Origin of the sequence: Actinomyces sp. 594 (assembly GCF_019325145.1) — a bacterium.
GTDB lineage: Bacteria > Actinomycetota > Actinomycetes > Actinomycetales > Actinomycetaceae > Actinomyces.
In genome coordinates, this window is record NZ_PIZC01000049.1 from 14,123 (window position 1) to 35,221 (window position 21,099).

Genomic DNA, 21,099 nt, shown 5'->3' on the forward strand with positions numbered 1-21,099 from the left:
CACTAGTCCCCGCGAGGAGTCGATGGGCTGGCCGGACTGGGTACGCAGCCGGTACATGAGGTCGGAGCCGGCCGGGTCCAGCTCGGCAAGTCGTACATCACGCGGCCACACGGCTGCTAGCACGTGTGCGGCGGTAGTGGCACCGGGCGAGCCCTTGGCGGAGGCGACGGACAGCAGCATTAGCTCTCCCCGATCGGCTGATCGGAAGCGGTAAGGACCACGGCAATACTCCCGCTTGCGTTAGCGGCCGCAAGCTTCGGCGCATCGGCACTGCTGACAATAAGCGACAGCACGCACCCGGATGTCCAGTCGTTGCTCGAGCCGGAGCTGGAGACCGCAGTCAGCACCTGAGCACTACCCACCGTGATTGAGCCGCCGTTGATGTCAACGACGTCCACCACATCCCCGGCAGCCAGCCCTCCGGCCGGGAAGCGCCCGCTCTCGAGCGAGACGCCTACAACTTGGCTGCCGGCCCCCGGTAGCGGCGACGTAAGCAGCTGGGAGGTGTCGAGCAGTTGCCCCTCGGCTATTTCAACGCGGGCGGTGTGCCCGATCACCTGCTCCGCCTGAGTCGCCTGAATAAGCGTGCCGAGCGTGGAAGACACCGGAGTCGATGCGAGGTCCTCGTCGGTAATCACTTGCCCCGCGCGTACCGTGCGAGCGGCAACCAGGACCTCGACTCGGTGGTCCGCACGAGTAGCCAGCAGGCCGGCGAGTAGTGCCCCACCTACGATGAGCAGCACTGCCAGCGCGGCCAGCAGCGGACGCCGTTCACGGGGCGCGGAGGGCAGGCGCGACGCCGCCTGCTCCCGCCGGGCGCGGGTGGACGACGAACCGCGCGCATCACGGTCGCGGCGCCGGGCGACGCGTCCATCCTGGGGTTGAGACATCTGTGGAACCTCGTGAGTAAGAACTGCTGGACAGCCGTACGGTACTCCCGAGACCGCCGGTTACGCCACGGCATCTTTCCAGGAATTTTTGAGGCAATGCCAACATCTCTAGCGAGCGGACACCCGTGGATCCGCAGAATCCAGCCGTACCCTCGGATCAGACACAGGGCCGACAAGCGCCCGCATATGGGTAGTTCTACCCAGGCAGCTTGCGCCGCAGGGCCAACCGTGGAAGTCTAAGGCGCGCCGGTACGCGAGCTTCGTCACGTACCCATCTCTGTCAAAACAGTGAGACAGTGATGTATCCGCACCTGAACCCTAGGAGTTATCCAGTGGCAACTACGACCGCAGACCTGGACACCCTCGAGGCGCTCTACAACACCCTAAAGGCCGATGTGGAGTCCGCCCACTCGATCCACTCGGACACGGACACCGCGCTGAACAACGCCAACTGGGAGAGCCCCAACGCGCAGTCCTTCCGTGAGGCCTGGGAGGAGTTCAAGCCCAAGCTGACCGCCTTCGAGGCCGTGCTGGCAGACGCCGCGACCGACGTGGCGCGCAACCACAACAACATCGCCGCCGCCAACGGCGTGACGGACGCTACAGACCTCGCGGACGTCGCCTCCTACGACGCCTAAGGCTGTCGGCGAGCCAAGGCGCGGGGTGGCCGACGCTCGGATTGCACGGTCCGGCGCGTCGGCCGCCCCACCTCAACCGCCCCTTCTCAAGGTCTGCACCATGCACTCCTTGTGATCCATACCCTCACCCTGCGGAGCTCTCAATGATGTCAAGCCACCCCGGCAAAGTCGGCGGGACAGGCACCCAGCCGCCATCAACCAACGCTCGCCGTCACCACCGCTTAGCAACAGGCCTACTAGTCATCCTCTTGGGCTGCACGCCGCTGGCGGCTTGTTCCTCGGGCTCGGACGAGAGCAGCCCGGGCATTCCTGCCTATGATCCGGTCGCTGCGGCCTCAGCAAGGGCCTCGGAGTCGGCCGCTGCCGCCGCGGCATCCTCCTCTGCTGCGGCCTCGGCGGAGGCGGCGGGTGTGGTGACCGCGGAGTCACTGTCCACCGACCGCTACATAGTGACCTCCATTCCCGAGGACCTGGACGCCCAGCAGACCGAGGTACTCAAGGCCTTCATCAACTACGACCAGGTCACCTGGAACATCTGGTTCACCGGCACCGGCGTCGAGAACGCCCAACCACTCATGACCGCAGAGGCATATCAGACTCTCAAAGACAACTACGAGCCTATCTCGGACGAAACCGTTGAAGGAAGCCTGCGAGTTGCGATTACCTCGGTGGCCGTAACCGCACCAGACCCGGCCAACAAGCATGCAGAAGTACGAGTCTGTAGCGATCATTCCGACCTGGTCGCATATGACGCCAACGGCAATGACGTCAGCAACCCTGAAACCCTCCAGGGCCGTTACGAATACATTTTTACTATGGTATACGAGGACGGCAGCTGGAAGGACTCCAACGAAGAGCTAATTTCATCCAACGAATGCGTGGCGTGAAGGATGCGGTCTACAAACTGGGCAACATCAATTTTTTGGGCTACGACACTGTGCCTGGTCACGGTTCTGGCGACCACGCCAATAGCACAAGCCGATTATGGGCGCGATGCGAGCTCATCGTCTGGTTCGGCGTCTTCGGGCGAGGACGGCTCGGTGCAAATATCGGTTACCGCACAGTACACGCCCGCGGCATCGGATGGCTCTGGGGCAGGCGGAATAGCAGTGTCGTCGCAGACGGTGACAACTACGGTTCTTCCTGTGTGTTGGCACACCGAAGGGATGACCGGCGAAGAGCTGGCGGAGTGGATTGACTCCGGCAACATGCAGCGCACTATCACAAACCAGTATGGCATGCATCCCGACAACAAAGAAATGGACGAACATATCGCACGCTATCCGGACTATGAGTCCCACGCCGACGACACCGAGGGACACTGGTATTTCCCGATCTGCTCTTCGGGCCGCGTCCCAAATAATGATCTCAAGGTATTTTCACCCATAGCTGATGACTTCTTCGCGAACAACGGCCCGGTGTGGGTTCCTGCCGACGGGACTCCCCCGGACCCCGTGGTCGATGGAACGACCCTGGCACGGGCTGCCTGGGATGCAGTAACCATCCCCACAGCCACAATCGCTTACAACCCGACATACGGGGACATGCAGGCCACCATCGTGGGCTGGGACACCTGGGTGTGGGCCACGGGCGACACCCCCAAGGAGGTGACCGTGACCGCGACCGCAGGCCCAGTAACCGCCACCATCACTGGCACTGCCTCGATGCTGACTTTGCAGCCCAAGGACGGCACTGCCAAGTGCACGGGGTTCGGGGTCCCATGGAGTGAGGACAACGACTCCAGGGGCACGGACTGCAAGATCGTCTTCAACCGCTCCAGCGCCCACTTCAAGGACTCTGTGACGCCGGTGGACGTGAAGGTGTCCTACGCGATCGAGTTCACGGCTTCTGATGGCGCCACCGGAACCATGGACACCCACACCACATCCACAACCACCACCATCCCGGTAGCCGAGATCCAGACGCTCAACACCAGACCAACCAAACAACCCTAGCTATTCTCGGACAGGTTACAAAGGCTTCCAGAGAGTCGCTATCGCTAGGTCGAATGAGTTTTGAAAGGAATGTTTGTCAATGTCTGGTCCGACCCCCAGCCCGTCGCCAGGGCCTGCGCCCTTCCCGGTGGATCAGTTGCCCACGACACCACCGGGGGATGGTGAAGACTATAACTACAAGAAGATCGCTTTGAAGAGGGTGGTTGACGCGCTTGAGCAGGCTCAGGATGATCTGGATGCGGATCCGGCCACCGAGGGTATGACTCCCAAGTCCACCCTGCTGACCCAGGGCCTGGGCGGAGAGGACTCCGTGTGGCAGTCCCCGCTGGCCGACACCATGCACGACACGCTGGTGGGGGTCATCGACTCCATGATCTCCAACGTGCGTAAGGCCACCGTAGAAGTCAGCAGAGACTGGGAGGGCGAGCCTACCTATGTTGACGAGGACGACTACCGTGCAAAGTGGGGCAGTGAGCAATGACTTACGTTTCGCTTGACGCCGACGGCGTCCAGGACATCATCGACAAGCTGACCGACTACAAGAACCAGTCCGAGACCAGCTGGGAGACGGTAACCAGCACCAACCGGATGCAGGACTATCCCGCGTCGCTGGCCGGACGCTCCAACACCGCTGGCAACCACGCTGACGCCCTGGATGACGAGGTCAAGTCCCTCAAGGCCCGCCTGGCTGCGGCCAAGGCCGCTAACGAGGGCGGTATCACTACCACTGCTGATGACGGCACTATCGCCTACTGGCTGCCCGAAGGCACCGAGGACACCGACGACAACGTCAAAACGCACAATCAGGTGGACAAGGTCAACCAGGCCCGCGCCGACGCCGAGAAGATGGTGGACTACTCCATCAACGGCTGCACCCCCGAGGAGTGGGACGAGCTCATCGGGCGCGTCCAGGCCAACCAGGATGACGCGGTCTACGCCAACACCATCCTGGCCAACATCGGACCCGGCCGCCTGCTGGACCTACCCGCCGACATCCAGGACCAATTGACCTTCACTCACCCACAGGGCATCAGCACCACTGAACGGCCTGATGCGGGTGAGGATCTGGCCGACGCTCTGGGCCACATGCTGGCTACTGCCTCCAGGACCTGGGACGATGCGAAGGCCGAGGCCTACGCCAACCGGCTGGTGGACTATGCCGAGGAGAAGGGCAAGAACCTGCGCATCGGTGCGCTGAACCAGATGCTCGCCGCTTCCCGACAGGCCGACATCGACTCCGACGGCACCCCTGAGGAAATCGGCCTGGACTACAACGACGTGTTCCTTGTCACCCTGGCCAGCCGACTGGAGGACTACAGCCCCGATCCTGGGAGCTTTCAGCCCCAGGGTCGGGACGCTTACAACAAAGAGTTCCCCATAGGCCCAACAGATAATCCGCTGGCCGGGGTGGTGCATGCCATGACCGGCAACCTCGACGCTGCCACCGAGTGGCTGGTCCCCAACCCGGACGGCACCACCACCCCAGTAAGCGCGAACGACTCTATTAAGCACGCCAAGCGCATACAGCAACTCATAGAACAGGGTCGGCTTCAGAATCAGAAATGGACTACCGACTGGGCGATGCTCGCCGACCGGATCGACCGGCTCTCCTCCCCCAGCATGGCAGACCCTGCCAGGCAGTACAAGGAGTCCGCCCGCGCCACCGCCACCTCCGGCATCCTCAACGGCCTCGGCTCCGGAGAGGACCCTCTGAGCCTGTCCCCCGACGCCCGCCGGTCCGTCGCCGCGGTCATGGCCCGCCACCCCCAAGGCGTAGACGCTTCCACCGAGAAAGGCAACGAGGGCGCGCCACTGGGCATCGGCTCCGGCTCTGACGGAGGGACCAGCTACTACCCGCTGTTCACCGACCGGGCGCTGACCAATCTCATCGGCCAGGTTTCCCTGGATGAGTGGGCCTCCACCACCCTGGGCGGCGCCATGACCGACTACCACACCCAGCAGCTCCAGGACGCCGTCAACCGGTACAACAACACCGGCGACGCTGCCGCCCTCCAGGAGGCCGTCAGGTCTCAGAGTCGCACCAACGCCTTCTTCGCCGGGGCCGCGGCCCACCAGCTGGTGGCCATGGCAGAGCAGACTGACTCCGCCCACGACGACGCAAACTCCGTCACTTCGTTCCTGGCCGGTCTCATACCCGTGGCCGGCTCAGTGCTGTCCCTCGGCGTCGACCTGGGCAAGCCCTTCGGTACCGACAACACCGACCAGGCCCGCAACCAGGCCGAAAAGATCGAGAGCACTGCGGCTGCCGCCAACAACCGCCAGCTCACCCTGGCGCTGCTCAACTCCGGCCTGTACAACGAAGAGGACCTTAAAGCCGTCCTAGAACGCGCCGACAACCTCGGTTACGTCGTGGACATTATCATCGATCAGGACGGAAACAACCTCACCCAGAACATGACCCCCGAGCAGCTGGCCGACTCCAACACCCGCATCGGCCTTTCCGAGGTCGGCAACAACCTCCAAAGCTCCACAAACCCGGATCTCAACAACCTAACCAAAACCAGAAAAGACGGGTTCGACGACGGCTGGGGCACCGCTAACCCCGACAGCAGCACCGCGCCTAGCCACACATGGGGCGAGGGCGAGACGGACGCGCAGGACGACGAGGACTAACAGAGCCCCACCACAACTAGCGCCACGTCGCAACCACCAGCGGAGAAAACCAAGCCATGCTTCCAACACCCACCAACCACCACAGGCGCAGGCCCGCAAACGGCAAGCGGCGCCGTCTCCTAGCACACCGCGCTGCCCCTACGATGCTCACAGCGCTTACGGCAGCGTGCCTGGCACTAGTCGGCTGCTCCCTAATACCCGGAAGCAACCAGGCCTCGCCCTCCGCGGCCCCGGCAACAGCAGTAGTCCCAACCACCGCCCCCACCGGAGAAGACGAGAAATACACCTGCCCCGGCATCCCCAACACAGCCCTGCACGCCATGTTCGGCCCAAACATCACCATCACCGCCTCAGACAAGAACATAACCACCGCCTCCGAGTGCCGCGCATATCATCCAGGCCGGGACAGAATGGTCTTCTACTCTGCGTTCTGGTACATCTACGACGAACGCGGCCCATGGGACCACGGATCACTAGCCTGGGGGCCGGAGGTGTCATCCTTCACCTTCGAAGGCATAGACGGGGAAGGCGAGGCCCGCACCTCCAGCCCCGGCGCCGAAACCGACTACGGCAGCACCGCGTTCACCTGCGGGGACCACTACCTCGCCCTGCGCATCGACCACGCCTCGGTCATGGCAGGCGACATGCGAGAAAACCTCATCGCCCTGACCCAATCAGCCCTCCCCTGGCTCTGCCAGAACCAACCCATCCCCGGACTAGACAAAACCATGGAACAAGCCCGCCCCTACTACGCCTACCCCACACCCCTACCCTCACCCACCCCCACAAGCACCCCAAACAACTGACACCACTAGCCCAGACAACCAGTGCAACCAATCCGCCAAGAGATACCACCCAATATGCGTCCCCAAGCGCCCACGACCAACCCGCCCCACCACAAGCTCGCTGCGTACTGTGCGACGTCCAGGGGCCTAGGGGCCTCATGACTAATACCCGGCATGCGAGACCCCAGCATCGCTGGCGATGACAGCCACACCGGCTGCCTCTACCTCCCGGCGCAGCGGCATAACCACCTGAGCCCAGGTGTGGCGGTACGCTGCCGCGGAAGAGCCGCATGATGGCGCACATGGGAGGCTATCCAGCGGGACACGATGCGGGCAGTGAAATCAGGGGCACCTAAGCGTGGCACGATAGGACACCCGCGCGGTACGTATCACCTATCGCGTCCCCGCACTCATCCAACAGATCCAAGACTGCAGCGCCAGCACTCTGGCGAGCCATTCCAAGAAGGAAGACAAGTGAAGAACGTTATCCGCAAACTCGCCGTCCTGCCCCTACTCGCCGTAGCCTCAGCAGGGCTGGCAGCCTGCTCCGACGCAGCCGAGACCGCGTCCAACAACATCTCCAAGGCATCAGACAACTTCGAGATCAACCGTCGCATCGTCTTCTTCAACGGCATCACGGACAAGTACCTTCTCGAGATAGAAGGGTACTGCTCCATCACCGCCGACAGCGAAGACAGCCAACTGGAGGTCATCTGCCTGGTCGGCAAGGACGAGGACGGCGGCTACCTGTTCAAGAAGCACTTCCTGGGTCTGTCTGACAACGTCACCTACTTCGTCGAGCAGACCGACGCCTCGGCTGCGGACCCGTTCCACTACCGTGTGGTGTACCGTCCCGAGACGATCATCCCGGACATCGACTTCCAGACCTCGGGTGGTAACACCTCTGCTTCTGGTGACGATGCTGCTGACGCTGCGTCAGTGACCGAGGGCGGGGAGGAGTCAGCATCCAACCCGACCGGGGGCGCCACCCAGGACTCGACCCTGGACCGCGACGGCGATGTGACCGCGCCAGATGACGAGGACTGACAGGCGCCTCACAGGCTCTCGGGACTGCGCAGCCAAACGGCATCGGCGGGGCGCAGACCCGTGTAGCCGCGGTCGCGCACGCGTGCCGCGGCGAGAATACCGATCACGGTTGAGGGGTTGTGCAGCAGGCCGCGCATGACTGCCTCCACGGCGTCGTCGAAGCGCACCCAGGTGGGCTCGAACTCCGCCTCCTCGGCCTCGCGGACGGTCCGCGCGTCCTCCGGCAGCAGAGTCAGCTCGCGGGCCAGGAAGGTGCGTGCCCCCTCGGTCGTGAACCCCGGCGAGGCGTAGGAGTCGACCAGCACGTCCCAGCGCGCCGCCATGTAGTCGGTTTCCTCGGCCAGCTCACGCTGCGCTGCCGCCAGCGGTGACTCCCCAGGCACGTCAAGCAGCCCGGCTGGAATCTCCCACAGCATGGCCCGCACGGGGTGACGGTACTGGCGCACCATGAGGATCTCGGCGGCCGCATCCGCCTGGGAGGATTCACTTCCCTCCCGCAGTGCCACGACGTTCACGGCGTCATGGTGCGCAACCGTCTGACGCCGCACCGGGGCGAGCCCGTCTGCGAGTATCACGGCGTCATCGTCCACCGTGAAGATCGGCCCTGACCAGGCGCGCTCATGACTGACGACGCGACGCGTCAGGTCGTGGACATCCCTGAGCCGACTCGGCTGATTCACTGGTTTCTCTCCTTACGATTCGGTTTGTTTCAGCGGTGGGCGACGACGGCCTCCAGTTGGGCGGCCAGGTCGGTGCCGTGCGGCAGCCGCTCGGCCGCACGCCGGGCGCGTTCCCGCACGCGGTCACGGGCCTGTGCATCTCGCAGCAGCCCAGTAATCGCGTCCGCAAGCGCCTGCGGCTGCGGGGGCACCAGAATGGCGCCCCCACGGGCGGTGGCGGCGGTGCCGCCAACATCGGTAGCCACGATTGCTGCGCCTGCCTGCAGGGCCTCCTGGAGGGCGATCGGCTGGCCCTCCCAAAGGCTGGTTTGCACGACGACGTCGGCTGCCTCCATGAGCGCGGGCACATCCTCTCGCCGCCCCAGCAGGTTTACCGGCAGCGACTCGGCGCCGATACGGGCCTCGGCCGCGGCCCGTCCTGGTCCCTCACCGGCAACCGCCCAGGCCAGGTCCGGCGTCCTGCCGGAGCCATCCGCGGCCTGGGCGGCCACCAGCGCCGCGGCATCCAGCAGCAGCTCCAAGCCCTTCTGGGGCGCCAGCCGGGCGACGGTCAGTATGCGCCTGGGGGCGCCCCGCCAGGCCGATTCGACGGAGGAGGCGCGCGGTGCCAGGTTCTGTTCATCTCGCCTCGGCGCAGGTATGACAGCGAGCTCGACCCGCTCGGCTCCGCGGTTGCGCTGGCGTTCGGCCAGATCCGGACTGACCGCAAGAATGTGGTCAGCGCGCGCTGCCACCAGCTGCTCCAGCCGGTTGCCGACGGCGGTAGTGAGCCGTCCGCCGATCGGCTGGTTATGGATGGTCACCACCAGGCGGGCACGGCCCGGGCGGCGCCTACCCAGGGCCAGCCCGGCCAGGGCCCCGGCACGCACCCCGTGAGCGTGGATGACATCAGCGCGGCGCCCGAGCCGACGCAGCCTGGCAATTACCGCTCCGTCGCCGGGAGTGGGACGAGCTCCGATCGTGAGGGGCTCGGTGCGGGCACACCCGAAGTCGGCTCCGGCGATCACCTCAGCAGGAGCCTCCACAATCACGTCATGGCCCGCCTGGGCCAGGATTCGGGCGCACTCGGCTACGTGGGCGCGCATGCCGCCAGCAGCGCTGCCCGACACCTCCATGATGCGCAAGCGGTCCGAGTTGGCCCGTGCTCCTGGCCGCTCGGCGTCTTCCACGTATGAGTTCATCTCATCTCCTGTGACTCTTGCTCGCCCGCAGCGGCGCGGCCGTGCGCCCTGGGACGAGCACGCCGACGCCGCAGTGCCGTCAGCATCTCCCGGTCCGCCACAAGTATGGCGGCACCGGTGGCGGCGGCAGTCACCACCGCCCCGGCGGCTCCCGCCGCCACCCCGCCGACAACACCTGCCGGCTGACGGCTGAGCCAGTTGCAGGCCCCTCCGAGCACGGCGGCCACTGGCACCGTTACCGCCAGTACACGCGCCGTCGGCGCCAGCACCCGTATTTCCATGCGACCCGCCAGTGCCACCAGCAGCCCGGCCCCGGCCACGCACATCCCGGCAGTCGTGCCCAGGGCCAGCCCCTTGAGCGTGGCCACCCCGTCGCCGCCGTGCGGAGCGAGCAGCCGCACCGCTACCCATGATGCGAGGGCGACCGTGATCCAGCCGGCGGCAGCGGCGCAGGCAGCTCCCCGGGCCCGATCCGCGGCGTACAGCGCACGAGTGACCTGATAGATGAGTGCATAACCCACCAGGCCCGGCGCCAGCAGGGCCAGAGCGGTGCCCATGCCTTCGACGTCCGCCAGCAGGGAGAAGAAGCGTTCGGCACTGTCCGCCGCGGCGAATAGCATTCCGGCCCCTCCCACGGCCACGCCCGTCACCAGCGCGGTAGAGCGGGCCGTAAGCAGGCGGGCGTCGTCATCCCCCCCGCCCCGCGTGAAGGCAGCGGCGAGCCGGGGGTAGATCACGGTGGCCACTGGCACCACCAGCACAGCGTACGGCAACACGTAGACAGCCTGCGTGTACTGGTATACGGCCACTGTCCCGGTGCTCCCGCCCGCCCGGGCGAGTGCAAGTACCGCCACGACGCTCAGCTGCTGGGCGAGCAGAGTCCATACCCCGGCGCTGCCCAGGCGCAGTGCCCTCGCGGCGGTCCCGCGCCCCAGGCGCAGGGTTGGCCGCAGCCGCACCCCCAGCCGGCGCACGGGCCACAACAAAGGCAGTGACAGGGCCGCAACCCCGAGCGTCGTCCCCCAACCAAGCACCTGCAGGGCCACCGGGGAGCCCGTATCCGCGCCGGTGCTCAGCAACCCGTACACAGCGTAGGTGGCCATAACCACCAGGCTGGAAAGAACGGGCGTGAGCGCCGGCCAGGTGAAGCGGCCGTGCGCCTGGAGCACACCGGTGAGTACCACGCCGATCCCGTAAAGAGGAACCTGTAGGGCGAACATGCGCAGGAAGGACGCCACCAGGTCGCGCTGAATACCGGGATCCACGCCCTGCGAGGCCGGGAACCAACCGGCAAGCGTGTCGGCACAAACCGCCAGGAAGAGCGCCAGCGGAGTAAGTACCACCAGCACCAGCCCCAGCAGTGCGGAGGTGGTGCGTGAGACCTCGCCTTCGCGGTGTGCACCAACCGGGCCGGCCAGAAGGGGAACCACTGTGGCGGCCAGCGCCCCGCCAACCACCACCTCGTACAGTACGTTGGGTATCTGGTTGGCGGTGGCGTAGGCGCCGGCTACGGTCCCGGCGCCTACGGTGGTGGCCTGTACGATCCAGCGCAGGAAGCCGAGCGCCCGCGAAACCAGGGTCAGTCCGGCAACGCCGCCGGCCGCCCCCAGGGCTGCATGTCCCCTGCTACCGGACGTGTCGGATCGTGGGGCCCCGGAGTCATTACGCACTGTGGTGGGCACGGTCGCGGAGGCTGATGCGGACGGAGGCGTCACGGGGGCCGGGCGGTTCACGGAGCACGGCGCCCGATACGGTCAACGGCGGAAAGGATGCGGTTGCCCTCGATGACCCGCGTGAAGGAGACCTTCTCACTGGCCAGAACCAGCCCTGTCCCGGTAATCGCGGCCACTACGCGCAGGGTGCGGCTCGGGTGCGCGGCCAGGGCGGTTCCCACCAGGGCTCCCAGCGCGTTGGCGCCGGTGTCGCCCAGCATGGTGACCTCTCCCAGGTCTCCCGGCAGTGCCGCAGCAGCCGCGCCCAGGGCACCCGCGGCGAAAACACGACTGGAGGCAGCCTCCCGGCGCTCATCGGCCAGCAGCGGTGCGCTGGCCAGTACCGCTGCCTTGAGTGCGCGCCCGGGACGCAGATCCAGCAGGTTGTGAAGATTGGCCCAGGAGGCGATCACGACGGCGCTGTTAGCCGCGTCAGCCACCGCCTGCGCTGTATCCGCATGCTTCCTGGTGGTGGCTAGCAGCCCGCCGGCTACCAGTGCACCGCCGCCGATAATGGCTACCTTCAACACGCCGGTGGTCAGGTGGCCGCGACGCAGGGCTGTCAGGTGCCCCTTCAGCCCTTTGGCGGGTGTGCCGCCGTCGTGAGCACCAGCATCTAAGTCGTCAATCAGGCCGGCGGCGCCCGCGGCCGTCACCGCCGTGACGGCCGCAATCGCGGCATTGGCTCCCACCGGCTCGGTGGGCCGGCGCAGGAGCCGCTCTGAGCAGGCGCCTGCGGCCGTGGCTCCGACTGCAACGCCGACGCCTCCGCGCAGGCTGACGGCGCGGCCGTGGAAGTTCGTGCGTTCAAGGCGCCGCTCCCGGCGGTCCGCGCGTCCCAGGGCCGCGGAGGCCGCCGCAGCGGCAAGCGCGGAAGCCAGGGATGCCACCACCGCGCTGCGGGCTGTGGCAGCGCTTCCCGGCGGCACGATGGGCGTCATGGCTGCAAGCCTAGTCGGCGTCAGCGGGAGACGGGCGGGATAATCGCGTCGGCGCCGGCGTCGAACCCGTAATTCCCCACGGTTCCCGCGGCTGTGGCGGCGAGCGCAAGCGGGGTAGACACTGCGGCAGTGGCCTGGCCCACGGAGTCCACCGTGGTCACGGGAGACTGCGCGGTGCGCAAAACGGAGACGATGTCCGCCTGCGCGTCGGCCGCGCCGACGACGACGGTCGTGGCTGCGGACGCCACCCCTGTCAGTGCTGCGGTCCAGGCGGCGGAGTCCTGCTCGGCCGTGGCTGCGGCAGTCGGCTCGCTCCCGTCGGGGGAGGCAGCAGTACGCGGACCTACAACAACGATCATGCTGGCCGCGCCGGACAGCTGCGCATCCACGGTGACCAGGGGGGTGTCGGATGCTGTCAGCAGTTCCATCAGGGCGGTGGCGTTGTCTCCCTCGGTGGTCAGTGCCTCGGCCAGGCCCTGGCCGAGGACCGCATTGCCGTCTGCCGCAGTGCTCTCCAGGTAGGGAGCGAACTGGCCGGAGTAGGTCGAGCGGAAGGACTCCCGGGAGACTTCGGCCCACGCCGCAGTTAGGGTGACCCGGCCCGTAACCGTGGCGCCGGCGGTCTCGATCTCGGTGATGATGTCGTCAATGTCTCCGCCCTCAGCACCAGGCATGACCACCATGGCCACGCGCTGGTCCTTCAAGGTGTCGGGGAGCAGGGACTCACCGACGGCCGTGATGTACTCGTCGCGGTCGTTTACGGCCGTCTCCGTCTGCTCCAGCCGGGACTGGAGGTCATTCCGATCTGCCCGTAGGGAGGTGACCTGGTCATTCAGGGCGGTACCGAGTGAGTTCTGCAGCGGTCCGGCCCCCAGAACAACTCCTACGGCGAGGGCGAGGAAGACGGAGATGAGCGAGACCAGGTGGTAACGGAAGTCGATCATGAAGAGTCCTGTACTTGCTCAGACGGAGGGTGTGCTAGGGGTAAGTCCCACCAGGGACCGGAAGAAGTTGACCAGGTCGTCCCAGACTGCCCCCGACAGCCCGAGGAAGGTCTGGCCCCCCGGGGTGGAGGCGAGGGCCACGAGCAGGGCAACCAGCCCAGCCAGGGCCAGCAGCCCCAGTTGCCAGCCGGAGATACGCGCCCGGTACAAGCGGGACACGCCCTTGGCGTCGATCAGGCGCCCGCCCACCTTCAGCCGGGTCAGGAAGGTGGAGGACATGCCGGCGCGTCCCTTGTCGAGGAATTCCAGCAAGGTTGCGTGCGTACCCAGGGCGACGATGAGCTCGGCACCGGCCTCGTCGGCGATCAGCATGGCGATGTCCTCACTGGTGCCGGTGGCGGCGAACACGGTGTGCTCCACCCCCAGGTCCTCAACGCGTTTCAGGCCCGGCGCGCGCCCGTCCCGGTAGGCGTGGACAATGACCTCGGCACCGGATTCCAGGGCCTTGTCAGACACGGAATCCATGTCACCGACGATCATGTCGGGCTTGAGACCCGCTTCAAGGACCGCGTCGGCACCGCCGTCCACGCCGATGATGACGGGCTTGTACTCGCGAATGTAGGGCTTGAGCGCCTTGAGGTCCTCTTTGTAGGAGTAGCCGCGAACGACGACGAGCACGTGCTTGCCGCTGATTGCCGTGCGTATGTCCGGCATACCCACCCCGTTGAGGAGCAGGTCGCGTTCACCCCGCATGTACTCCATGGTGTTGGCGGCGAAGGCCTCCAGCTGCACCGCAAGCCCCTCCCGGGCGGCCTCCATGAGCGCGTCGATGCTCTCCCGCGTCTGAATGGTGCCCTCGGCAAGGGCAGCAGCGTGATCGGGCCTGTCCGCACTGCCGGACTTGCCGGCCCCGCCTGCCTCATTGCCGTGCCCGTGGCCGCGCCGGTGGTGAGCGCGTCCCTCCACCTGAACGCTGCCCGCGTGCTCGGAGTCGGCGTCCAGGTCAACGGTGACACGCTGCCCGTCATGTAGCCGCATGATGTCCGGACCAAGGTCGTCGATCAGCGGGATGCCCGCATCGATGAGAATGCCCGGGCCGAGGTTGGGGTAGCGGCCGGACACTGAGGGGGCTGCGTTCAGGACGGCCATTGGCTTGCACTCCACCAGCGCCTCGGCCGCCACGCGGTCAAGGTCAACGTGGTCGATCACGGCGATCTCACCGGGCTGGAGCCGTTTGGTGAGTTTCTTGGTGCGCGCGTCCACCCGGACCATGCCGCTGGGACGGTCCGGCGCCGGCTGGGCCTGCTTGCGGAGCGAAAACGGGAGCCTCACGACTGGGATTGTGCCATGCGGGCCTCGTCGATCAGCTCAGCGGCATGCCGAAGAGCGGATTCTGAGTCATCATGGCCGGAGAGCATGCGGGCGAGCTCCCGGACCCTGGCGTCCCCGGTGACAGCCAGGACGCGGGTTCGTACCGTCGGCAGGTTGTCCCCGGCATGCTGAGGTGCGGGAGCGTCTCCCGCAGCATCGGGGCCCCTCTCCTTGCGTACCACGAGTTGCGTATCCGCCCATGCAGCAACCTGGGCCAAGTGAGTTACTACCACCACCTGGTGGCTACGGGCGAGCCTGGCAAGACGGCGTCCTATCTCCCTGGCTGCGCGGCCACCCACGCCGGCATCAATTTCATCGAATATGAAGGTACGGCGGTGATGCGCCGAGTCCCTGGCCGGGTCATCGTGCTCCGCCTCATCTAAGGCGGCCTCGGCGAGGACCACTTCCAGGGCCAGCATGATCCGGGACAGCTCACCCCCGGAAGCGCCCTTGCCCAAAGGCAGTGCCGGTGCACCGGGGTGGGAGACGAGCAGCAGGGAAACGGTTTCAGCGCCGGTGGGACCGAGCTCCTCTAGCGGCTCCAAGTCGACTACGAGCCGCGCATCCTTCATCTCCAGCCCCGCCAGCTCCGCATTGACTGCCTGCTGCAGGCGCTCGGCCAGGCCATGCCGAGCGGCTGAGAGCTCGGTGGCAAGGTCCTCCAGCACAGCTTGCGCACCGGCGAGGTCCTCGGTCAGCTCGGTAGCGGCACTATGTGATCCTTCTAGCTCCTCCAGGCGGGCGGCGGCTGCCTCGCCCCAGGCGAGCATGGAGTCCACGTCGTCGAGAGCAGCGCTGGGACCGCCGATCTCACGGCAGGCACGCGCGAGTTCTGCGCGGCGTTCCTGTACCCACGCCAGGCGGGCCGGGTCGGCGTCGAGCGAGGCAAGGTATGCGGACAGCTCCCCGGCAAGATCCGCGCTAACGATGCCCAACCGATGCAGGCGCTGACCGATCTGCGTGAGGGCCGGGTCGACGTCGGCGACCCGGGCCAGGGCCCGTTCGGCAGCGGCGATCAGAGCCGTCACGTCAGCAACCTCGGGACTAGCCGTATCCTCATCGCCGGCCAGGGCGGTGCGGGTAATGGCGGCGGCACGGCGCAGGTCCTCCGCATGGTCCAGGCGTTCGGCCTCAGCGGTCAGGGCGGTGTCCTCCCCCGGCTGTGGGGCGAGCTTTTCCAACTGCTCCAACCAACGGCGCAGGTCCTCGGCCTCGGCGCGGCGTGCCTGAGCTCCGGCATGCCACTGCTCCAAGGCGGCTGCCGCAGCATTTCTGGCCTGATAGGCCTCGGCGTAGCGGCGGCACAGGGCAGCGTGGCGGGGGCCGCCTAGGCCATCGAGCGCCGCACGCCCGGCGGAGGCAGAGCGCAGCCGCAACTGATCCGCTTGCCCGTGCACGGAGACCAGACGCGCACCAACATCTGCCAGCACGGTCGAGGGTACTGCCCGGCCGCCGAGGTGGGCACGCGAGCGGCCCGAGGCGGGAACGGTACGCGAGGCAAGCAGCAAGTCGTCGTCGATTTCCGCGCCGGCGTCCGCCGCACGTGATGCGGCACGCGAGTACGGCGAGAGGACAAACGCTCCCTCGACCAGGGCCCGGTCGGCGCCGGCGCGGACCACGGTCGCCTCCGCGCGCTGCCCCAGTAGCAGTCCCAGCGAGGTGAGCACCATCGTTTTTCCGGCGCCAGTCTCCCCGGTCAGGGCGGTCAGTCCCGGGCTGAGCTGGAGGTCGGCCGTCTCTATGACACCGAGGTTCTCAATGTGCAGGGATTCAATCACTGCGTATCGCCGTCCTGCCCGGGGAGCGTTGCCGGGACCTCCGCGGTACGCCACCCCTGGACGGGCAGATCGAACTTGCGTACCAGGCGCGTGGCGAAGGGTGCGGTGTTCAAGCGTGCCAAGCGCACCGGGCGGTCCGCACGAGTGACGCTGATGCGTGATCCCGTCGGAGCGTCGAGGCAGCGGCGCCCATCGCACCACACTTCTGCTCCACCGAACCCGGCGTGGTAGATGACCACCTCCAGGCGTGAGTTGGGACTTACCACGAGCGGTCGGGTGAATAGTGCGTGCGCGGACAGCGGCACCAGCAGGAGCGCCTCGACTTCGGGCCAGATGACCGGGCCGCCGCCGGAGTATGCGTAAGCGGTGGATCCGGTGGGCGTGGCCATCACCAGTCCGTCGCAGCCGAAGGAGGAGACGGCCTGGCCGTCAACCCCGACGGCTACCTCGACCATGCGGGCGCGGTCCCGCTTCTCCAAGGCCGCCTCATTCAGGGCCCAGTCCCGGCTCACCGATCCGTCGGGGGCCTGCACCTCCACCTCAATGGTCATCCGGGTATCAACCACGTACCTGCCGGCCACGAGATCCGCCACTACCTGCTCGACGGCGTCGGGATCGGCCTCGGCGAGAAAACCCACGTGCCCGGTGTTGATACCGAGCAGCGGCACGTCGCGCTCACGGGCGACTTCGCTGGCACGCAGAATGGTGCCGTCTCCACCCATAACCAGCACCAGGTCGACGTCGCCCTCGAATCCGGGCTCGACGGGTTCGACGCCGTGCGCACGCAAAGCCGCCTCCGCCCGCGCTACCGCGGTGGCGGTGGGCGCGGCCCTGCGATGGGGCGGTACCGGTTTGTCGTTGAGGTCACGCTGTAGGACCATGACGCGCCGTAGGCGCGGCTGGTCCGCTGCGGCGCCGACTGCGGCGGGCCCGTCCGTGGGTGAGGCGGGGAGTGCGGCGGAGCCGCCAGCGCCTGAGTCAGCGGTCGTCCCGGGGATGACTCGGGTCTTCATGTTCGCCTCCTTCCGTGCGTCGGCTGCGGTCGCTGCTGCGTCCTGCGGGTCCTGCCGCGACTGCCTGACGCACCTCGTGCCTTAGCGCAGCTCCCGCCAGGTCCGCCGACGAGTCGGCTTGCCCGGCATGCATGTTCACAAAGTACTCGACATTGCCCGCCGGCCCGGGTAGCGGCGACGCGGTGACCGCATCGATTCCGAGTCCCAGGCGGTGGGCGCAGCTGCACACATTCAGCACCGACTCGATGTGTAGGTCGGGGTCGCGGACCACTCCCCCGTGGCCGAGGCGCTGTCTGCCGACCTCGAACTGGGGCTTGACCATTAGCAGCAGGTCCGCGTCAGGCGCGGCTGCGGCAACCAGCGCGGGCAGCACTGTGGTCAGCGAGATGAAGGACAGGTCGCCGACGACGAGTGCGGGCGCCGGGGCAACCGCCCCCGGGTCGAGTGTGCGCACATTTGTGCGTTCCAGCACAGTGACACGCGGATCGTTGCGTAGGGACCAGGCGAGCTGACCGTAACCGACATCCACCGCAACCACATGCGCGGCACCCCGGCGCAGCAGCACATCCGTGAAGCCTCCGGTGGAGGCGCCGGCGTCAAGGCACCGACGACCGGCGATAGGCGGCGCCAGTCCGCGCTCGGCGAGGGAGTCGAGTGCGCCTGCGAGCTTGTAGGCGCCGCGTGATACGTAGTCATCCCCGTCCGGGGCGGTCACCTCGATCGCCTGCGCCGGATTGACCTGACGGGCGGGTTTGAGCACGGGCACGCCGTCGACACTCACTCGGCCGTCAGCAATTAGGCGGGCGGCGTGGGCACGTGAATGCGCCAGTCCTCGCCGGACCAGCTCGGAGTCGATGCGGATAAGTCGTGCCATGCCGTGAGGATCCCGGTTCTGCTCTCAGATCTGGGTCTGGCGCAATTGGCCGGCGAGCCCATCGTGGATAGCTGCCAGTCCGGCCGCGCGCTCTTCAAGCGGCAGGCCGGCGAGCGCCTCCAGGTGTGCCGCCAAGTCCGGCGCGGGACCAGGCGCCTGCACGGGCTGCGGCCCCGGCTTGGGTGTGGCCGCCTTCGGGAGACTCTTACCAGACGTTGTTCTTCCTAATTGTTCAGTCTTTTAATTCTGTGCGACTTACGCTAGAAATAGTTCGCGCGAATCGTGTTCCTAAGCGGTGACGTTAAGCTCCGGCACGTTCAAGCCGTCGGCGCGGCCCGAGTGTGCATCGGTGTACTCCCAGAACGCGCAGGCAAGGGCTCGGTAGGCGTCAAGGCTGACCGTGGCGGAGTCGGCGTCCAGGAATCCGACTCCCTGGCCCTCCGCGCCCGCGGAGGTCACGTGCCACCGCTGCTCCCCGACCTGCCACCAGGCCTCGCCGTCAATGACGGTGCGCTTTGGCTCGGGATGGGGCTGCAGCAGTCCGCGCAGGTCAGTGTGCAGGAAGGTGGGACGCTCCTCGGGCGCTGCCAGCAGCACGTCGCGAGCTGTGCTGACTCCTGTGAGCACATGCAGTCCGGGGATTTCCGCCGCCCGGGCTCCGACGTGGTCGGTGTTGAGGCGGTCCCCCACTGCAAGCGGCCTGGATCCGCCTGCCCGGCGCAGCGCTCGTTGGTAGATGCCGGGGAAGGGCTTGCCTCCTGCCAGTGGCTCCTGCCCCGATGCATTGGCGACCGCTGCGACGAGGCTGCCGTTGCCGAGCGCGAAGCCGCGCTCGGTTGGCAGAGTCGCATCTAAGTTCGTGGCGACGTGCAGTGCCCCGTTTGTGATCGCGTACAGTCCCTCTGACATCATCGCCCAGTCCACGGCGGCGTCCCAGCCCTGTACGACGGCCGCCGGGGAGTCCTGTGCGCCGGCGACAACCGTGAATCCCTCATCAGTCAGTGCCTGTCGCAGACCCTCTCCGCCGATGACGAATACCGGGGCGCCGTCGGGCACGTGCTCATGTAGCAGGGCCGCGGCGTCCATCGCTGCGGAGAACACCTCACCGGGTGAGGCGTCGATATCATTCGCCGCGAGCTTGTCCACCACCGCTTGTGGGGCGCGGGAGGCATTGTTCGTCACAAAGACGAGTTGCATCCCTAGCCCACGCGCACCGTTGGCGCCTTCCGCTGCATGGGGGATCCGGGCGTCCCCGGCGAAGCAGACTCCGTCAAGGTCCAGTAGGGCTACATCGAAGGCCGCGGCCAAGGGCTGGTCACAGCCGCTCATAAAAGCGGGATGGCTGCCTTCAGCGCTGGTGGTGGACTGGTTAGCCATGCTGCTCCGTCCAGTTATCGACCTGCGCGTCGTCCGTGAGGCTACTGGACGCTGCCTGCGCCGCACCGACCTCACCGGCGGACTCCGCCGGGGTGCCGTCGTCATTACCGTCCCGATCCTCCGGGCTCGTCTCCAGCCCGGCATCGGGCGAAGTCGGTTCTGCGGTACGGGACTCCTGCTCGTAGTCGTCCTCGATGTCGTAGACCTCGACCGGCTCGACCGGCGCTTCATCATCCTTCAGTCCGATGCGCTCCCGGATCTTGTCCGCCTCCTCGGTACGGCCGAGCTCCTCCAGGCGATCTGCGCGTACGGAGTGCAGTCGACGCAGAGTCTCACGGTCACCACGGAACATCATGATCGCCTCTTCGATCACAACGAGCCCGAGCTCGCTCTGCCCCATGTCGTGGCGGATCCCCGAGACCACCATGGCGATCTCCGCCTCTTCCAGGTCGTCGAGCTGCTTGGGATCGGCTTGCTGCGCAACCTTCAGCGCCTGGTTGTAGCGGCCGAGCGCACGCTCGCAGTCGGCCTCTATCGCGCGGTGCAGGTCCAGGCCAGACAGTCTCCTGGCGGCCCGGATTTCCCGCAGCGCGTCGTTGTAGTGGCCGGCCAGGTACGCGGCGATACCAGCGGACTCGCGCACCACCGCGACCCTGCCGGCGTGAGACGCCGCATAACGGGCATGCTGATAGGCCAGCTCGGGATCCGAATCCAGTAGGCGCTGCACCATGACCAGGTGCCTTGCGACGTTCTCCGCGTTCGCCCGGCCTAGCGCGCGCAGCTCGCGCCGCGCGGACGCCTCCAGGTTTTGCGGCTGTACCTCTGCCGGCACCGGAGGCTCAGGCACGCGCGTACGTTGCGGAGGACGAGAGTCTGCGCCCCGCCGACGCTCGGCCCCGGCCCGGTCCGAGCCGAACCTGCGCCCGCTGCCGCGGCGCCCAACGCCGAGGCTGTGCTCATCCCTGCGTGAGTGGTCCCGCCTACCCGATCGGCTGGAGCCTGCGCGACCGTTGCCTGAGCGCTCATCATCGCGCCTGCGGAACCCGTGTCGGTCCTCGCCCCTACCGTGTGAGCCCCGCTGACCGGAGCGTCCATCACGCCTGTCGTAAGCCATGCTTCTGCTTTCTACCCGTACACCAAGTGCTGTTACGTCTGTCGACTCTCCAACAGCCTACCTGGTGGCGGTATCGGTTGTGTGTGTGGTTGTGGGTGGGTGGGTGTGCCGGCGGTGTCCTACTCTCCCGCCCGCCTGTCGGGGGCAGTACCATTGGCGCTGGGG

At 66.8% G+C, this 21,099-nt stretch carries 19 protein-coding genes and 1 pseudogene; 7 read left to right on the forward strand and 13 right to left on the reverse strand.

Translation table 11 applies throughout. The features are described from left to right. Both GZ998_RS08770 and GZ998_RS08775 read right to left on the reverse strand, forming a co-directional pair. Positions 1–180 (reverse strand): annotated as a pseudogene (locus GZ998_RS08770) (hypothetical protein); the annotation flags it as partial. Next, positions 180–890 carry an SAF domain-containing protein gene (locus GZ998_RS08775; protein WP_161923907.1) on the reverse strand — a complete coding sequence of 237 codons (711 nt, stop codon included), beginning with the start codon at positions 888–890 and terminating at the stop codon, positions 180–182. The pseudogene GZ998_RS08770 and the gene GZ998_RS08775, both read right to left, overlap by 1 nt. A 332-nt stretch (positions 891–1,222) precedes the next feature. Between GZ998_RS08775 and GZ998_RS08780 the strand changes: the two genes are divergently transcribed. From GZ998_RS08780 to GZ998_RS08810, 7 genes are all read left to right on the forward strand, one after another. After that, on the forward strand, positions 1,223–1,528 hold the full coding sequence (locus GZ998_RS08780; protein WP_237564314.1) for a hypothetical protein: 306 nt from the start codon (positions 1,223–1,225) through the stop codon (positions 1,526–1,528). A 413-nt stretch (positions 1,529–1,941) separates the two neighbouring features. Continuing rightward, on the forward strand, positions 1,942–2,415 hold the full coding sequence (locus tag GZ998_RS08785; RefSeq protein WP_162678943.1) for a hypothetical protein: 474 nt from the start codon (positions 1,942–1,944) through the stop codon (positions 2,413–2,415). A 279-nt stretch (positions 2,416–2,694) separates the two neighbouring features. Further along, complete coding sequence (locus GZ998_RS13150) at positions 2,695–3,483, forward strand: hypothetical protein (protein WP_257505713.1); 789 nt, start codon at positions 2,695–2,697, stop codon at positions 3,481–3,483. Positions 3,484–3,562: 79 nt separating this feature from the next. Next, positions 3,563–3,964 (forward strand): hypothetical protein, encoded by a 402-nt coding sequence (locus tag GZ998_RS08795; RefSeq protein ID WP_219109627.1) that lies wholly within the window; start codon positions 3,563–3,565, stop codon positions 3,962–3,964. Then, entirely contained in the window at positions 3,961–6,117 is a 2,157-nt protein-coding gene (locus GZ998_RS08800) for a DUF6571 family protein (RefSeq protein ID WP_219109628.1), read from the forward strand. Before GZ998_RS08795 ends, GZ998_RS08800 begins: the two co-directional genes overlap by 4 nt. Before the next feature lie 56 nt (positions 6,118–6,173). Further along, the gene (locus tag GZ998_RS13155) at positions 6,174–6,923 is read left to right on the forward strand and encodes a hypothetical protein (protein ID WP_203233974.1); all 750 of its coding nucleotides are present in this window, start codon (positions 6,174–6,176) and stop codon (positions 6,921–6,923) included. Between the two features lie 453 nt (positions 6,924–7,376). Continuing rightward, on the forward strand, positions 7,377–7,949 hold the full coding sequence (locus GZ998_RS08810) for a hypothetical protein (protein ID WP_202616280.1): 573 nt from the start codon (positions 7,377–7,379) through the stop codon (positions 7,947–7,949). Between the two features lie 8 nt (positions 7,950–7,957). Here the strand turns inward: GZ998_RS08810 and GZ998_RS08815 are convergent, their stop codons facing one another. The 11 genes from GZ998_RS08815 to GZ998_RS08865 all read right to left on the reverse strand — a co-directional run bounded on the left by GZ998_RS08815 (position 7,958) and on the right by GZ998_RS08865 (position 20,667). After that, positions 7,958–8,629: an NUDIX domain-containing protein gene (locus GZ998_RS08815; RefSeq protein WP_162678941.1), complete on the reverse strand. Its 672-nt coding sequence runs from the start codon at positions 8,627–8,629 to the stop codon at positions 7,958–7,960. 29 nt (positions 8,630–8,658) lie between these two features. Continuing rightward, complete coding sequence (locus GZ998_RS08820) at positions 8,659–9,810, reverse strand: glycosyltransferase family 4 protein (protein ID WP_161923902.1); 1,152 nt, start codon at positions 9,808–9,810, stop codon at positions 8,659–8,661. Next, positions 9,807–11,492: a murein biosynthesis integral membrane protein MurJ gene (gene murJ / locus GZ998_RS08825; RefSeq protein WP_374939192.1), complete on the reverse strand. Its 1,686-nt coding sequence runs from the start codon at positions 11,490–11,492 to the stop codon at positions 9,807–9,809. Before murJ ends, GZ998_RS08820 begins: the two co-directional genes overlap by 4 nt. A 47-nt stretch (positions 11,493–11,539) precedes the next feature. Then, positions 11,540–12,463: a hypothetical protein gene (locus GZ998_RS08830; RefSeq protein ID WP_219109629.1), complete on the reverse strand. Its 924-nt coding sequence runs from the start codon at positions 12,461–12,463 to the stop codon at positions 11,540–11,542. 20 nt (positions 12,464–12,483) lie between these two features. Then, positions 12,484–13,407: a copper transporter gene (locus GZ998_RS08835; RefSeq protein WP_162678940.1), complete on the reverse strand. Its 924-nt coding sequence runs from the start codon at positions 13,405–13,407 to the stop codon at positions 12,484–12,486. Between the two features lie 18 nt (positions 13,408–13,425). Beyond that, entirely contained in the window at positions 13,426–14,739 is a 1,314-nt protein-coding gene (gene steA / locus GZ998_RS08840) for a putative cytokinetic ring protein SteA (protein WP_162678939.1), read from the reverse strand. Further along, on the reverse strand, positions 14,736–16,556 hold the full coding sequence (gene recN, locus GZ998_RS08845; RefSeq protein WP_219109630.1) for a DNA repair protein RecN: 1,821 nt from the start codon (positions 16,554–16,556) through the stop codon (positions 14,736–14,738). The genes steA and recN overlap by 4 nt, the downstream gene beginning before the upstream one ends. Further along, positions 16,553–17,437, reverse strand: a complete 885-nt coding sequence (locus GZ998_RS08850; protein ID WP_161925301.1) for an NAD kinase — start codon at positions 17,435–17,437, stop codon at positions 16,553–16,555. The genes recN and GZ998_RS08850 overlap by 4 nt, the downstream gene beginning before the upstream one ends. Before the next feature lie 97 nt (positions 17,438–17,534). Next, positions 17,535–18,443, reverse strand: coding sequence for a TlyA family RNA methyltransferase (locus tag GZ998_RS08855; RefSeq protein ID WP_162678937.1), 909 nt, complete (start codon positions 18,441–18,443; stop codon positions 17,535–17,537). A 288-nt stretch (positions 18,444–18,731) separates the two neighbouring features. Further along, positions 18,732–19,820, reverse strand: coding sequence for an HAD-IIA family hydrolase (locus GZ998_RS08860; protein WP_162678936.1), 1,089 nt, complete (start codon positions 19,818–19,820; stop codon positions 18,732–18,734). Next, positions 19,813–20,667: a hypothetical protein gene (locus tag GZ998_RS08865; RefSeq protein ID WP_374939194.1), complete on the reverse strand. Its 855-nt coding sequence runs from the start codon at positions 20,665–20,667 to the stop codon at positions 19,813–19,815. The genes GZ998_RS08860 and GZ998_RS08865 overlap by 8 nt, the downstream gene beginning before the upstream one ends. Between the last annotated feature and the right edge of the window lie 432 nt (positions 20,668–21,099).